Below are 14119 nucleotides of genomic sequence, written 5' to 3'. Positions count from 1 at the left end.
CGGCGGCCTCGAAAATCGCGGGCCGGAAGAAGGTCGCCTCTGGCACAGTCGCCCCATGAGCGACTTGTCTGTCAAACCTGTCCTCACCGGCGAGAAGACCGTGCTGCGTCCGTTCACGGAGGCGGACGCGGAGGGCATGTGGGAGATCATCGGCGACGCGGAGGTCGCCCACTTCACGGGCGATCCGCCCGACGAAGTCACCCCGGAGCGGCTGCGGGACTGGTACGGCTCCCGCAGTGCCCAGCCCGACCGCCTCGACCTCGCCGTCACCGACCCCGCCACCGGTGAACTCGTCGGCGAGGTCGTGCTCTACGAGTGGGACCCCGCGGCCCGCAGCTGCACCTTCCGCACGCTGATCGGCCCGCGGGGACGCGGCCGGGGCATCGGCACGGAGGCGACCCGGCTCATCGTCGGGTACGGCTTCGGGCGACTCGGGCTGCACCGGATCCAGTTGGAGGCATACGCCTTCAACCACCGGGCCCTGCGCGTGTACGAGAAGGCCGGATTCGTACGGGAGGGTCTCCGGCGGGAGACCGAGTTCAAGCACGGCGCATGGGTCGACGAAGTCGTCATGGGCATCCTCGACCGCGACTGGGCCGCCCTCACCGCCACGGCTCGATGACCGTCACCCCCGCCCCCGGTGCCGTGCCCATCGCGGCCAGCGCGGCGGGTGTCGCGTCCAGGTCGATCGAGGACGTCACCAGCAGATCGGGCCGCAGCACGCCCGCCCGGACCAGCTCCAGCATCGGCGGGTAGGTGTGCGCGGCCATGCCGTGGCTGCCGAGGAGTTCGAGCTCCAGGGCGATCGCGCGGGCCATCGGAACCGGGGTCGTGCCGGTGGGTGAGGGGAGCAGGCCTACCTGGACGTGCCGGCCCCGGCGGCGCAGCGAGTCGACCGAGGCCGCGCAGGTGACGGGCGAGCCGAGGGCGTCCAGCGACAGATGGGCGCCGCCGCCGGTCAGCTCGCGGATCGCCGCCCCGGTGTCCCCGGCCTTCGACGCGTCCACGCACTCCGCCGCGCCGAACTTCCGTGCCAGGTCGAGCGCCGGCGGGGACACGTCCACCGCCACGACCCTCGCCCCGGACGCCGCCGCGATCATCACCGCCGACAGGCCCACCCCGCCACAGCCGTGCACCGCGACCCACTCCCCCGCGGCGACCCTTCCCTGTTGCACGACCGCGCGGAACGCCGTGGCGAAACGGCAGCCGAGCGCCGCGGCGGTGGCGTAGGAGAGGTCGTCGGGGATCGCCACGAGGTTCACGTCGGCGTGGTCCAGGGCTACGTACTGGGCGAACGAACCCCAGTGGGTGAAGCCGGGCTGGGTCTGGTGCGGGCAGATCTGGTGGTCGCCGGCGGCGCAGGTCGCGCAGGTGCCGCAGGCGCAGACGAAGGGGACGGTCACTCTGTCGCCGGGGCGCCAGGCGGTGACCCCGGTGCCGACCGCTTCCACGACGCCGGCGAGTTCGTGGCCGGGTACGTGGGGGAGGGTGATGTCCGGGTCGTGGCCCTGCCAGCCGTGCCAGTCGCTTCTGCAGAGGCCGGTGGCTTCTACGCGTACGACGACGCCGTGGGGTGCTGGTCGGGGGTCGGGCAGATCCCGTACCTCGGCGGATTCACCGTATTGCTCGAATACCACCGCTCGCATCTGCCATCCCATCGCCGTTTTCGTCTGCGGGTACATCGTGGCTGGTCGCGCAGTTCCCCGCGCCCCTAGGTGGGTTCTCGCCCCCTTCGCTCAAGCCGAACCGTTCGTGGAACCTCCGCAGCGGTCCTGGCGCCCACCATGTCGCCCGTCCCGTCAGCCTCATCACCGCCGGTACCAGCAGGCTCCGTACGATCATCGCGTCCATCACGACCGCCAGGGCGATGCCCAGGCCCAGCATCTTGGTGTTCGTCACCCGTGACGTGCCGATCGCCACCATGACCACCGCCAGGATCACCGCCGCCGCCGTGATCAGACCGCCCGTGCGCTGGAGGCCGTGGCGGACCGCCTCGTTGTGGTCGCCTGTCGTGTCGTACTCCTCCTTGATGCGGGAGAGGAGGAAGACGCCGTAGTCCATGGAGAGGCCGAAGGCCACGCAGAACATCAGGACCGGGAGGGTCGTCTCGATCGAGCCGGGGCTGGTGAAGCCCAGTGGGCCGGAGAGGTGGCCGTCCTGGAAGACCCAGACCACCGCGCCGAACATGGCCGTCAGGCTGAGCGCGTTGAGCACCACCGCCTGGATCGGTATCAGCACGCTGCCGGTCAGGAGGAAGACCAGGAGCAGGGTGACGATCACTATGAAGGCGGCCGCCCAGGGCAGTTGCCCGGCGATCGCGTCCTTGGAGTCGACCAGGACGGCCGCGGTACCGGTCACGCCGGTGGCGAAGGGGGCGTCCATGGAGCGCAGTTCGCCCACGAGACGCTGAGCCGCGTCGTCGACCGCCTCGCCCTTCGGCTGCACCGTGAAGTACGCCGCCTCGCCCTTCACCAGGGGGCCGTCGACCCTCAGTACGTCGGGGAGTTCGGCGATCCGCTCCTTGTACGCGGCGTACTGGGCTTGGCTCGCCCGGCCCTCCGCCAGGACTTCCAGGCCGCCGCCGGGGCTGCCCGGGAAGCCGTCCCTGATGTGCTGCTGCACGACATGGGACTCGGCGGTCGAGGGCAGCTGGCGGTCGTCGGCGGTGCCGAACTTCACGCCCAGGAAAGGGAGTCCGAGCAGGACGAGGACCGCGGTGGTGCCGAGGGCGAAGAAGGGGGCCCGGCGCATCACGAGCGTCGCCGCGCGGGCCCAGGCCGCGCCTTCCCGGGCGGGCCGCTCGCGGCGGAACAGGCGCCGCAGATCCCAGGAGTCGACCCGCTCTCCCAGCAGGACCAGCGCCGCCGGGAGCAGGATCAGCGCGGCCGCCGCGGCCAGCAGGACGACCGCGATGCCGGCGTAGGCGAAGGAGCGCAGGAAGTACTGCGGGAAGAGCAGCATCGCCGCCAGGGAGACCGCGACCGTGAGGGCCGAGAAGAGGACCGTGCGGCCGGCCGTGCGCAGGGTGGTGCCGACCGCGGTCAACGGGTCGGCGCCGACGGACAGTTCCTCGCGGAAGCGGCGGACGATGAACAGGGCGTAGTCGATGGCCAGGCCCAGGCCGAGGGCCGTGGTGAGGTTCATCGCGAAGACCGAGACGTCGGTGAACCCGGTCAGGCCGCGCAGCACCGCGTTGGTCCCCAGGATCGCCACGATGCCGATGCCGAGGGGCAGCAGGGCGGCGACCGCGCTGCCGAAGACCATCACCAGCAGGACGAGCGTCACCGGCAGGGCGATCAGCTCGGCCCGGGTGAGGTCCTCCTGGATGATCGTCTGCATCTCGTGCCGCACGGCGACCGGGCCGCCGATCGTCACCTCCACCGGGCCGTGCGCACCCCGGAACGAGGGGGCGAGGCGGTCCAGGGTCTCCCCCATCGCCTTCTCGTCGCCCGTGATGCGGGCGGCGATCAGCGCCTCGTGCCCGTCCTCCGCGCGCAGGGCCGGGGCGCCGGTGGCCCAGTAGGAGCCGACGCCTGTCACGCCCTGCTCGCCCGTCAGCCGCTCCGTCAGGCGCTCGGCCTCGGCCGCGACCGCCGGGGCGTCCACCGAGGCGCTTCCCGCGTCGACCAGGAGCAGGAGGTTGGGCTGGGAGTCCGGGAACTCGCGCTCCAGCGCCTTGGTCGCGTACGTGGACTCGGCGTCCGGGTCCTCCCAGCCGCCGGCGCCCATACGATCGGCGACCCCGCTGCCTGCCAGCACGGCGAGCACGGTGAGCACGAGGGCCGCGAGCAGGGCCAGCCTCGGACGGGCGGTCACCAGGCGGGTCCAGCCTCCGACGGACGGTGGCTCGTTGACTTCGGTCATCGTGCGGTGTCCCCTTCACCGGGCAGCATGGATCTGCCATTGCCTTGCCATAGACTGGCAAACACGAGACATCGCTCGCGTTTCTCCAGAATGCGAGCGACCGCTCGTGTTGTCAATCCTGTTCGGAGAGTTGGGGATAACGCGTGCCCGCGAACGAGGAGAAGGACCAGCCGCGCCGCCGCCAGGCCCGCGGCGAACGCCGTATCGCACAGCTGCTCGAAGCTGCGGCCTCCGTCTTCTGCACGACCGGCTACACGGCTGCCAGCACCAATGCCATCGCCCGCGAGGCAGGCGTCTCACCGGGCACGCTCTACCAGTTCTTCCCGAACAAGGAAGCGATCGCAGTCGAGCTCGGCGGCCGGCTCATGCACGAGATGCAGGAGACCTACGGCGAGGCGCTCGCGCCCGTCGACCCGGCGACCCCGCTCGAGCAGGCGGTCGGAACCATCGTCGACCGGTTCATCGACTTCAACTGCCAGCACCCGGTGTTCTTCGCGCTGATGCACGGCCCCGACATCCCCGGCCGGATCGCCGAGCAGCACGACGCCCTGCACACGACCCTCGTCGCCCGCGTCGAGAACCTGCTCCGCTCGCTCATGCCCGAGGCACCCCAGGCCGCGATCACCCGCGTCGCGCACATGGGGCTGGGGATGTACATGGCCGGCCTGGAGCTCGTCCTCGCCCACGAGGGCGCCGAACGCGACGCATACATCCAGGAGTTGAAGAACGCCCTGGTCCGCTACCTCGACCCGCTCGTGGGAGCCGGGCTCGGCCTGCCGGAAGGACTCACCACGACTCCGACCCCCTGACCGCCTCCTCCGACCCCACCCTTCCCCCCTCTCGACCGCGCTCGATCGGGGGGACCCCCATCCCCCGCAACCGCAGCCCCGCCAGCGGGAACAGCAGCACCGACAGCATGCCCGCACCCACCAGCGCCGCCGCCTCCTCCGACTTCAGGACCTTGTCCTCGACGCCGATCGTGGTGATGGCGACGACCAGCGGCAGCGCGGTGGAGGCGAAGAGGGTGAGAGCGCGCCGGTCGCGTCGCAGAAGATCGCGCGGCGCCAGGACGTACACCGGAAGACCGCGGACGGCGACGAACAGCAGCAGGAAGACCGGCAGGAGCAGCAGCGCGCGGCCGCCGGAGAGCAGGGCGGCCAGGTCGAACTCGATGCCGGTGACCACGAAGAACACCGGCACCAGGAATCCGAACCCCATCGCCTCGACCTTCTCCAGCACGGGCCCGGCGCTCTCCGGCGCCGCCCCGTGCAGCACCAGGCGCGTGATCAACCCGGCGGCGAAGGCGCCGAGCAGGGTGTCGAGACCGAGGGCCTGGGAGATGCCGAGCATCACCATGAGCAGCAGGACGACCAGGCGTACGGCGAACTGGCCGCTGCTGTGCAGGGTCCTGGCGACGACCCGGGAGAACCACGGCGGACGCGGCCGCAGCGCCCACCACACCGCGCCGGCCGTCAGCAGCGCGAACACCGCGAGCACCGCCGCCGACTCCCCCGGCGACCGCCCGCTCAGCAGCAGCGCCATGGCGATGACCGGCCCGAACTCCCCCACCGCGCCGACCGCCATCATCACCGAACCGAACCGCGAGTGCAGATCGCCGGCGTCGCGCAGGACCGGCAGGATCGTGCCGAGGGCGGTGCTGGTGAGGGCCGTACCGATGTAGACGCCCTTCGACCAGCCGGACAGTGCCGAGGCCACGCCGAGCCCGACCGCGAGCGAGATCCCCCACGCCCACAGTGAGCGTTTGAGAGTGTCCCCGCGGACCTTGTCGAACTCGATCTCGTACCCGGCAAGGAAGATCAGCATCGTCAGCCCGAGGTTGGACAGGGTGTCGATGACCTCTCCGTCCCCCGCCCAGCCCAGTACGTCGGGGCCGACCAGGATGCCCAGCACGATCTCGAAGATGACGAGCGGTACCGGGAGCCACCGGCTGATCCCGTACGCCAGCAGGGGCGCGAGCACCGCGATGGACATGATCAGCACGAGCGTCCCGGCCTGCGACATAGGGCGTACTTACCATAAAGTTCGGACAAATCCGTCCAGTCAGAGGGATTTGCCGTGACCTACTCCCCGCCGCCCGGCGCACCCCAGGCCCGCATCCCCGGCCCGCAGCAGCCCCCGCCGACGTACCCCCAGATCCGGCCGGGCCTGTGGAGCCGCTGCCTGTGGGGCGGGCTCGCACTGTGGACGCTGACCGCGCTCGCCACGTACGCCACCAAGAACACGACCCTGTTGCCGACGCTGATCCTGCTCGGCAGCTTTCTGGTGCCGGTGACCTTCGTGCTGTGGGCGTACGAGCGGCACGGCCGGGACCTCGGCGTCAGCGTGATCCTCGGCTGCTTCCTGACGGGCGGCACGCTGGGGGTGCTCGGCGCGTCGCTGATGGAGTACTACCTGCTGCACCCGTCCCTGTGGATGTTCGTCGGCGTCGGCCTCATCGAGGAGGCGGTGAAGCTGGGCGCGCTGATGTTCGTATTGCGGCGACAGCCACGGCTGCGCGGCATACGGGCGGGACTCGTCCTCGGCGCGACCGTCGGATTCGGCTTCGCGGCCCTGGAGAGCGCGGGATACGCCTTCAACGCCGCGGTCTCCACGAAGGGGATCGACCTCCGGGCGCTGTTGCAGACCGAGATCCTGCGCGGGGTGCTCGCCCCCTTCGGGCACGGGCTGTGGACGGCGATCGCCGGCGGCGTGCTGCTGTCGTACCGCCGGCCGAACGGGCGCTTCCACTTCGCCGGGCCCGCGATCGGCACGTTCGTCGGCGTCTCGCTGCTGCACGCCCTGTGGGACTCGACACACGGCATCGCGCTGTGGTTGGTGGCGCGGCTGGCGAGCACTCGTCCGGACGGGGACCTGTTCGCCCAGGGATATCTGCCGCACCCCACCGACCAGCAACAACATCTGTTCACGGTGCTCTCGGTCGGGCTCATGGTGCTGGTGTCGCTTTTCGGCGTCGCGTGGGTGCGGGCGCTGGCGCGGCGGGATCCTTCTTGGAGAAATACCCCCTAGGGGTATAGTGTGGGTAACGGACCACATCCCTCGACGAGGAGAACGACATGAGCGCCCAGACCGACACCCAGGGTTCCGTCACCACCGTCTACAAGGTGAGCGGGATGAGCTGTGGACACTGCGAGGGCTCCGTGTCCGGCGAGATCTCCGAGCTCGCGGGGGTGACCTCGGTGAAGGCCGTCGCGTCGACCGGTGAGGTCACGGTCGTGTCGGAGGCCTCGCTCGACGAGGAGGCGGTGCGCGCGGCCGTGGACGAGGCCGGGTTCGAGCTCGTCGGCAAGGCCTGACCCCACCCCCCTCACCACGGGCCGTGCCGACCGGTCGAGACTGGTCCCGCACGGCCCGGCCCGTTTCCTGGAGTACGGCATGACCGCCACCGAGACCCCGATAACGCCGACCGGCTCCGAAGTCGAGCTCCTCATCGGCGGGATGACCTGTGCCTCCTGCGCGGCTCGCGTGGAGAAGAAGCTCAACCGGATGGACGGGGTCACCGCCACGGTGAACTACGCCACCGAGAAGGCGAAGGTCACCTTCGCCGAGGGCGTCGGGGTCGCCGATCTGATCGCCACGGTGGTGAAGACCGGGTACACGGCGGAGGAGCCGGCGCCACCCCGGGAGGAAGCGGCGGACGAGGACCCGGAGTTGACTTCGCTACGGCAGCGTCTCGTCGTCACCGCCGTGCTCGCCGTCCCCGTAGTCCTGCTCTCGATGGTCCCGGCCCTGCAGTTCGACAATTGGCAGTGGCTCGCGCTCACCCTCGCCTCCCCCGTCGTCGTCTGGGGCGGGCTGCCCTTCCACAAGGCCGCCTGGACCAACGCGCGGCACGCCGCGGCCACCATGGACACACTGGTCTCGCTGGGCACGCTCGCCGCGTTCGGCTGGTCGCTGTGGGCGCTGTTCTTCGGGGACGCGGGCATGGCGGGCATGAAGGACGAGTTCGCGTTCACCGTCTCCCGCGCGCAGGGCGCCTCGACCATCTATCTCGAAGTGGCCGCCGGGGTCACCGTGTTCATCCTGCTCGGGCGCTATCTGGAGGCCCGTTCCAAGCGGCGCGCGGGGGCGGCGCTGCGGGCGCTGATGGAGCTGGGCGCCAAGGACGTGGCCGTGCTGCGGGACGGGCGCGAGGTGCGGATTCCGGTGGGCCGGCTGGCGGTCGGGGACCGGTTCGTCGTACGACCCGGGGAGAAGATCGCCACCGACGGCACCGTCGTCGAGGGGGCTTCCGCGGTGGACGCGTCGATGCTGACCGGGGAGTCGGTGCCGGTGGACGCGGCGGTGGGGTCCGCCGTCGCGGGCGCGACCGTGAACGTCGGCGGGCGGCTCGTCGTGGCGGCCACGCGCGTGGGCGCCGACACCCAGCTCGCGCGGATGGCGAAGCTCGTCGAGGACGCGCAGAACGGCAAGGCCGAGGTGCAGCGGCTCGCCGACCGGATCTCCGCCGTGTTCGTACCGGCCGTCATCCTGATCGCCGTCGCCACCTTCGGGGCCTGGCTGGGCCTCACCGGGGACACCGTCGCCGCGTTCACCGCGGCCGTCGCCGTGCTGATCATCGCCTGTCCGTGCGCACTGGGACTGGCCACGCCGACCGCGCTGATGGTCGGGACCGGGCGCGGGGCACAGCTGGGCATCCTCATCAAGGGACCCGAGGTGCTGGAGTCCACGCGCCGGGTCGACACCGTCGTACTCGACAAGACCGGCACGGTGACCACCGGACGCATGACCTTCCAGGAGGTCCACGCCGTCGAGGGCACCGACGAGAAGCAGGTGCTGCGGCTCGCGGGCGCCCTGGAGCACGCCTCCGAGCACCCCGTCGCCCGGGCGGTCGCGGCCGGTGCCGAGGAGCGGGTCGGGCCGCTGCCGGAGGTCGAGGGGTTCGAGAACGTGCCCGGGCGGGGCGTGCGTGGGCGCGTGGAGGGCCGTGACGTGGCCGTGGGGCGCCTCCACGACGTCCTGCCGCAGGAGTTGGCCCGGATCAAGGAAGCGGCCGAGAGCGGCGGGCGTACGGCCGTGGTGGTCGGTTGGGACGGGGCGGCACGGGGTGTCGTGGCCGTCGCGGACGCGGTGAAGGAGACCAGCGCCGAGGCGGTGCGGGAGCTGCGCGCGCTGGGGCTGACGCCGGTGCTGCTGACCGGGGACAACCGGACGGTGGCGGAGGCGGTGGCCGGGCAGGTCGGGATCGAGCGGGTCGTCGCCGAGGTGCTGCCCGAGGACAAGGTCGACGTCGTACGGCGGTTGCAGGCCGAGGGACGGGTCGTGGCCATGGTCGGGGACGGGGTCAACGACGCGGCCGCGCTCGCCACCGCGGACCTGGGGCTCGCCATGGGGACGGGGACCGACGCGGCGATCGAGGCGAGCGATCTGACGCTGGTGCGCGGGGATCTTCGGGTGGCCGTCGACGCGATCAGGCTGTCGCGGCGGACGCTGGCCACGATCAAGGGCAATCTCGTGTGGGCGTTCGGCTACAACGTGGCGGCGCTGCCGCTGGCCGCCGCGGGGCTTCTGAACCCGATGATCGCGGGTGCCGCCATGGCGTTCTCCTCGGTCTTCGTGGTGACGAACAGCCTGCGTCTGCGCGCATTCCGTTGAGGGACCCCTCTGGAGTCCGGCGCGTCACTCACATAAGCTCTTCACAAGGCTCGCGCATCATCCTTACGCTTGGGCCTCGATCGACGTATCAGCCCTCTTGCGTACCTAACGGACATATGCAAGAGACGCAGATCACAGTGATGTGAAGGTAACCATCGAAGGGGTTCGAAGGTCTAAGTTGACGATGTCAGGCCGCGTCTTGGGGGGCGCATCCTGGCATCTGAGGATGTCTTGGGGGACTTCCTCAGAGATGCGTTGCCGGGGCACGCACTTCGGGAAGCTTTGAGCGGCCCTCCCGACCGTGCGCTGTCCCGGCAGATCGCACACAGGAGTAGTACGGCGAGTTTTGCTCGTTCTGCTCAACGGCAGTACCTGGCAATACCGAAAGACAGCGAATTCAGGCGCTGGTCTCTCAGACGCCCGGCCGGATCCCGTGGGGGGAATCCGCACCGGGACATGGGAAGGCGCCCTGGTCGTCGGCCCGTGGGGGGACTGGCGCTGGGGCGCCTTCTCCTATGTGCGCTCATGTACGGACACCGGACACACGAAGGCCCCGCACACCCTCAGGTGTACGGGGCCCTGCGACGTCACGTCTCAGCACAGCGGGGCACCACCGGCTCGTGACCGCAGACCGACGGACACGCCTCCACCGACGGAGGCCCCCACGACGGAGGCCCTCACCGAAGCGGCGCCCCCACCGGCAGGTGTCAGCGCTCCTCGATCAAGACGAAGTCGCGCTCGACGACGCCCGCGGCAGCGTCTGCCCGGGGGCAATCCCCGGCCGCACCCGCCGGGCCCTGTATGTCAACGGGCCCAGACGCGTGAGCGCAAACCGACGGAGGCACCCACCGAAGCGGTGCCCCCCGCCGGCAGGTGTCAGCGCTCCTCGACCGGGACGAAGTCGCGCTCGACGACGCCCGTGTAGATCTGGCGGGGGCGGCCGATGCGGGAGCCGGGCTCCTTGATCATTTCGTGCCACTGGGCGATCCAGCCGGGGAGGCGGCCGAGGGCGAAGAGGACCGTGAACATCTCGGTCGGGAAGCCCATGGCGCGGTAGATGAGGCCGGTGTAGAAGTCGACGTTCGGGTAGAGGCTGCGCGAGACGAAGTAGTCGTCGGAGAGCGCGTGCTCCTCCAGCTTCAGGGCGATGTCCAGCAGCTCGTCGGACTTGCCCAGCGCCGAGAGAACGTCGTGGGCCGCGGCCTTGATGATCTTGGCGCGCGGGTCGAAGTTCTTGTACACCCGGTGGCCGAAGCCCATCAGGCGGACGCCGTCCTCCTTGTTCTTCACCTTGCGGATGAAGGAGTCGACATCGCCGCCGGAGGCCTGGATACCCTCGAGCATCTCCAGGACGGACTGGTTGGCGCCGCCGTGCAGCGGGCCCCAGAGCGCGGAGATGCCGGCGGAGATCGAGGCGAACATGTTCGCCTGCGAGGAACCGACCAGGCGGACCGTCGACGTCGAACAGTTCTGCTCGTGGTCCGCGTGCAGGATGAGCAGCTTGTCCAGGGCGGCGACCACGACCGGGTCCAGGTCGTACTCCTGCGCGGGGACCGAGAAGGTCATGCGAAGGAAGTTCTCGACGTAACCGAGGTCGTTGCGCGGGTAGACGAACGGGTGGCCGATCGACTTCTTGTACGCGTACGCCGCGATCGTCGGAAGCTTGGCGAGGAGGCGGATCGTCGAGAGGTTGCGCTGGTTCTCGTCGAAGGGGTTGTGGCTGTCCTGGTAGAAGGTGGACAGCGCGGAGACGACCGAGGACAGCATCGCCATCGGGTGGGCGTCGCGCGGGAAGCCACGGTAGAAGTTCTTGACGTCCTCGTGCAGCAGGGTGTGCTGCGTGATCTCGTTCTTGAACGAGGTGAGTTCGTCGACGGTCGGCAGCTCGCCGTTGATCAGCAGGTAGGCGACCTCCAGGAAGGTGGAGCGCTCGGCCAGCTGTTCGATCGGGTAGCCGCGGTAGCGGAGGATGCCCGCCTCGCCGTCGAGGTAGGTGACGGCGGATTTATAGGCCGCGGTGTTCCCGTAGCCGCTGTCCAGTGTCACCAGACCGGTCTGGGCGCGGAGCTTGCCGATGTCGAAGCCCTTGTCGCCGACGGTGCTGTCGATCACCGGGTAGGTGTACTCGCCGTCGCCGTACCGCAGTACTACAGAGTTGTCGCTCACGTCTTCCCTCACCCGACGTTGTGCCTCATCTTCGAGGTTGCCCTGACTGTCTCTACCATCCCCCATTTGGCGCAGGAGAGTGCACTCGGGGTCGGCCATTGGGCTAATTGGCGGCACTCAGTGCCGCCAGCTTGCCCATCCTGCCCCTCCTCGCCCGGTTCCGGAAGGGCTCTGTGACCTTCATGACTCATTTGATCGATCATTTTTCGCGATGCGTGACCCGGCGTCCCACCTCACTCCCGGAGGGGGCCCGGTGAGAGGCGGAAGTCGAGGGCCGTACAGCGCCGCCCCGCCGACACCGTGCGCACCGCCTGACCGATCGCCTTGCGCGAACCGACGAGGACGACCAGCTTCTTGGCCCGGGTGACCGCCGTGTAGAGCAGATTCCGTTGAAGCATCATCCATGCTCCTGTGGTGACGGGGATCACCACGGCGGGATATTCACTGCCCTGGGAACGGTGAATGGTCACCGCGTAGGCATGGGCCAGTTCGTCCAGTTCATCGAATTCGTACGGAATCTCCTCATCCTCGTCCGTCAGCACCGTGAGGCGCTGCTCGACCGGGTCGAGCGAGGTGACGACGCCCACGGTGCCGTTGAAGACACCGTTCTTGCCCTTCTCGTAGTTGTTGCGAATCTGGGTGACCTTGTCGCCGACGCGGAAGACCCTCCCGCCGAACCGCTTCTCCGGCACGTCAGGTCGGCCTGGCGTGATGGCCTGCTGCAACAGGCCGTTGAGGTTTCCGGCGCCGGCGGGGCCCCGGTGCATGGGGGCGAGGACCTGGACGTCGCGGCGCGGGTCGAGTCCGAACTTGGCCGGAATTCGCCGGGCCGCGACGTCGACCGTGAGCCGGCCCGCCTCCTCCGTGTCGTCCTCGACGAAGAGGAAGAAGTCCTTCATGCCGTCGGTGACGGGGTGCTGCCCGGAGTTGATCCGGTGGGCGTTGGTGACCACACCGGACTGCTGGGCCTGCCTGAACACGCGCGTGAGGCGTACGGCGGGGATGGGGCTGCCGTCGGCGAGCAGGTCGCGCAGGACCTCCCCCGCTCCGACGCTGGGGAGTTGGTCGACGTCCCCGACGAAGAGCAGGTGCGCGCCCGGGGGTACCGCCTTCACCAGCTTGTTGGCGAGGAGCAGGTCCAGCATCGACGCCTCGTCCACCACCACCAGGTCCGCCTGGAGGGGACGGTCCTTGTCGTACGCCGCGTCCCCGCCCGGCTTCAGCTCCAGGAGGCGGTGGACGGTGGAGGCCTCGGCGCCGGTGAGTTCGGCGAGGCGCTTGGCGGCACGCCCCGTGGGGGCGGCGAGGACGACCCTGGCCTTCCTGGCGCGGGCCAGCTCCACGATCGAACGGACCGTGAAGGACTTGCCGCAGCCGGGGCCGCCGGTGAGGACGGCGACCTTCTTGGTGAGCGCGAGCTTGACGGCGGCCTCCTGCTCGGGGGCGAGGTCGGCGCCCGTACGGCCCTTCAGCCAGCCGAGCGCCTTGTCCCAGGCCACGTCGTGGAAGCCCGGCATGCGGTCCTCGGCCGTGCGCAGGAGGCGCAAGAGCTGGGCGGAGAGGGAGAGTTCGGCTCGGTGGAAGGGGACCAGGTAGATCGCGGTGACCGGCTCGCCGTGTTCGCCGGGCACCTTCTCCCGTACGACACCGGGGTCCTCGCCTTCCTCGGAAGGCTCGGCCAGTTCGGCGAGGCACTCGATGACGAGACCGGTGTCGACCTGGAGGAGCTTGACCGCGTCGGCGATCAGCTTCTCCTCGGGGAGGTAGCAGTTGCCCTGGTCCGTGGCCTGCGAAAGGGCGTACTGCAGGCCCGCCTTGACGCGCTCCGGGCTGTCGTGCGGGATGCCGACGGACTGGGCGATCTTGTCGGCGGTGAGGAAGCCGATGCCCCAGACGTCGGAGGCGAGGCGGTAGGGCTGGTTCTTGACGACGGAGATGGAGGCGTCGCCGTACTTTTTGTAGATCCGCACGGCGATGGACGTGGAGACTTCCACGGTCTGGAGGAAGAGCATCACCTCCTTGATCGCCTTCTGCTCCTCCCAGGCGTCGGCGATCTTCTTGGTCCGCTTCGGGCCGAGCCCGGGGACCTCGATGAGCCGCTTGGGCTCCTCCTCGATGATCTGCAGGGTGTCCAGGCCGAAGTGCTGGGTGATGCGGTCGGCGAAGACAGGCCCGATGCCCTTGACGAGGCCCGAGCCCAGGTAGCGGCGGATGCCCTGGACGGTGGCCGGCAGGACGGTCGTGTAGTTCTCCACGGTGAACTGCTTGCCGTACTGGGGGTGCGAGCCCCAACGCCCCTCCATCCGGAGGGACTCACCGACCTGGGCGCCGAGCAGCGCGCCGACGACGGTGAGGAGGTCGCCGCCGCCCCTGCCGGTGTCGACACGGGCGACCGTGTAGCCGTTCTCCTCGTTGGCGTACGTGATCCGTTCCAGTACGCCTTCGAGTACGGCGAGCCCCTGAGCCATGATCCGAC

10 protein-coding genes are annotated in these 14119 nt (G+C 69.9%); 5 read left to right on the top strand and 5 right to left on the bottom strand.

The annotated features are described in order from the left end of the window. Positions 1–55 precede the first annotated feature (55 nt). Positions 56–622, top strand: coding sequence for a GNAT family N-acetyltransferase (locus tag ACWD3I_RS01625; RefSeq protein WP_365394273.1), 567 nt, complete (start codon positions 56–58; stop codon positions 620–622). Here the strand turns inward: ACWD3I_RS01625 and ACWD3I_RS01620 are convergent. Beyond that, positions 603–1646: a zinc-dependent alcohol dehydrogenase family protein gene (locus ACWD3I_RS01620; protein ID WP_365394272.1), complete on the bottom strand. Its 1044-nt coding sequence runs from the start codon at positions 1644–1646 to the stop codon at positions 603–605. The two genes, ACWD3I_RS01625 and ACWD3I_RS01620, sit on opposite strands and share 20 nt — an antisense overlap. Continuing rightward, positions 1615–3864, bottom strand: coding sequence for an MMPL family transporter (locus ACWD3I_RS01615; RefSeq protein ID WP_365394271.1), 2250 nt, complete (start codon positions 3862–3864; stop codon positions 1615–1617). The genes ACWD3I_RS01620 and ACWD3I_RS01615 overlap by 32 nt, the downstream gene beginning before the upstream one ends. Before the next feature lie 143 nt (positions 3865–4007). Between ACWD3I_RS01615 and ACWD3I_RS01610 the strand changes: the two genes are divergently transcribed. After that, positions 4008–4673, top strand: a complete 666-nt coding sequence (locus ACWD3I_RS01610; protein WP_365394270.1) for a TetR/AcrR family transcriptional regulator — start codon at positions 4008–4010, stop codon at positions 4671–4673. Here ACWD3I_RS01610 and ACWD3I_RS01605 read toward each other — a convergent pair. Next, positions 4651–5886 carry a cation:proton antiporter gene (locus ACWD3I_RS01605; RefSeq protein ID WP_365394269.1) on the bottom strand — a complete coding sequence of 412 codons (1236 nt, stop codon included), beginning with the start codon at positions 5884–5886 and terminating at the stop codon, positions 4651–4653. The genes ACWD3I_RS01610 and ACWD3I_RS01605 overlap by 23 nt on opposite strands. Positions 5887–5940: 54 nt before the next feature. On the opposite strand from ACWD3I_RS01605, the gene ACWD3I_RS01600 reads away from it, so the two are divergent. The 3 genes from ACWD3I_RS01600 (at position 5941) to ACWD3I_RS01590 (ending at position 9477) form a co-directional block, all read left to right on the top strand. Next, positions 5941–6891: a PrsW family intramembrane metalloprotease gene (locus ACWD3I_RS01600; RefSeq protein WP_365394268.1), complete on the top strand. Its 951-nt coding sequence runs from the start codon at positions 5941–5943 to the stop codon at positions 6889–6891. Between the two features lie 47 nt (positions 6892–6938). After that, positions 6939–7178 carry a heavy-metal-associated domain-containing protein gene (locus tag ACWD3I_RS01595; protein ID WP_365394267.1) on the top strand — a complete coding sequence of 80 codons (240 nt, stop codon included), beginning with the start codon at positions 6939–6941 and terminating at the stop codon, positions 7176–7178. A gap of 79 nt (positions 7179–7257) precedes the next feature. Next, positions 7258–9477: a heavy metal translocating P-type ATPase gene (locus ACWD3I_RS01590; protein ID WP_365394266.1), complete on the top strand. Its 2220-nt coding sequence runs from the start codon at positions 7258–7260 to the stop codon at positions 9475–9477. A gap of 876 nt (positions 9478–10353) precedes the next feature. On the opposite strand, the gene ACWD3I_RS01585 is transcribed toward ACWD3I_RS01590, so the two are convergent. Continuing rightward, positions 10354–11643 (bottom strand): citrate synthase, encoded by a 1290-nt coding sequence (locus tag ACWD3I_RS01585; protein ID WP_365394265.1) that lies wholly within the window; start codon positions 11641–11643, stop codon positions 10354–10356. 233 nt (positions 11644–11876) lie between these two features. Next, a complete protein-coding gene (recD2, locus tag ACWD3I_RS01580; RefSeq protein WP_365394264.1) occupies positions 11877–14111 on the bottom strand; it encodes an SF1B family DNA helicase RecD2 in 2235 nt (744 codons plus the stop codon). Positions 14112–14119: the final 8 nt, after the last annotated feature.

This window comes from Streptomyces sp. NPDC002817 (assembly GCF_053592055.1).
Note: the sequence above shows the minus strand (reverse complement) of the source record. Positions and strands in the feature narration are given on the sequence as shown.

Excerpts from the sequence above, each read along its gene's own strand:
- ACWD3I_RS01625 (WP_365394273.1), top strand. The coding sequence starts at position 56 with ATGAGCGACTTGTCTGTCAAACCTGTCCTCACCGGCGAGAAGACCGTG.
- ACWD3I_RS01620 (WP_365394272.1), bottom strand. The coding sequence starts at position 1,646 with ATGCGAGCGGTGGTATTCGAGCAATACGGTGAATCCGCCGAGGTACGG.
- ACWD3I_RS01615 (WP_365394271.1), bottom strand. The coding sequence starts at position 3,864 with ATGACCGAAGTCAACGAGCCACCGTCCGTCGGAGGCTGGACCCGCCTG.
- ACWD3I_RS01605 (WP_365394269.1), bottom strand. The coding sequence starts at position 5,886 with ATGTCGCAGGCCGGGACGCTCGTGCTGATCATGTCCATCGCGGTGCTC.
- ACWD3I_RS01595 (WP_365394267.1), top strand. The coding sequence starts at position 6,939 with ATGAGCGCCCAGACCGACACCCAGGGTTCCGTCACCACCGTCTACAAG.
- ACWD3I_RS01590 (WP_365394266.1), top strand. The coding sequence starts at position 7,258 with ATGACCGCCACCGAGACCCCGATAACGCCGACCGGCTCCGAAGTCGAG.
- recD2 (WP_365394264.1), bottom strand. The coding sequence starts at position 14,111 with ATGGCTCAGGGGCTCGCCGTACTCGAAGGCGTACTGGAACGGATCACG.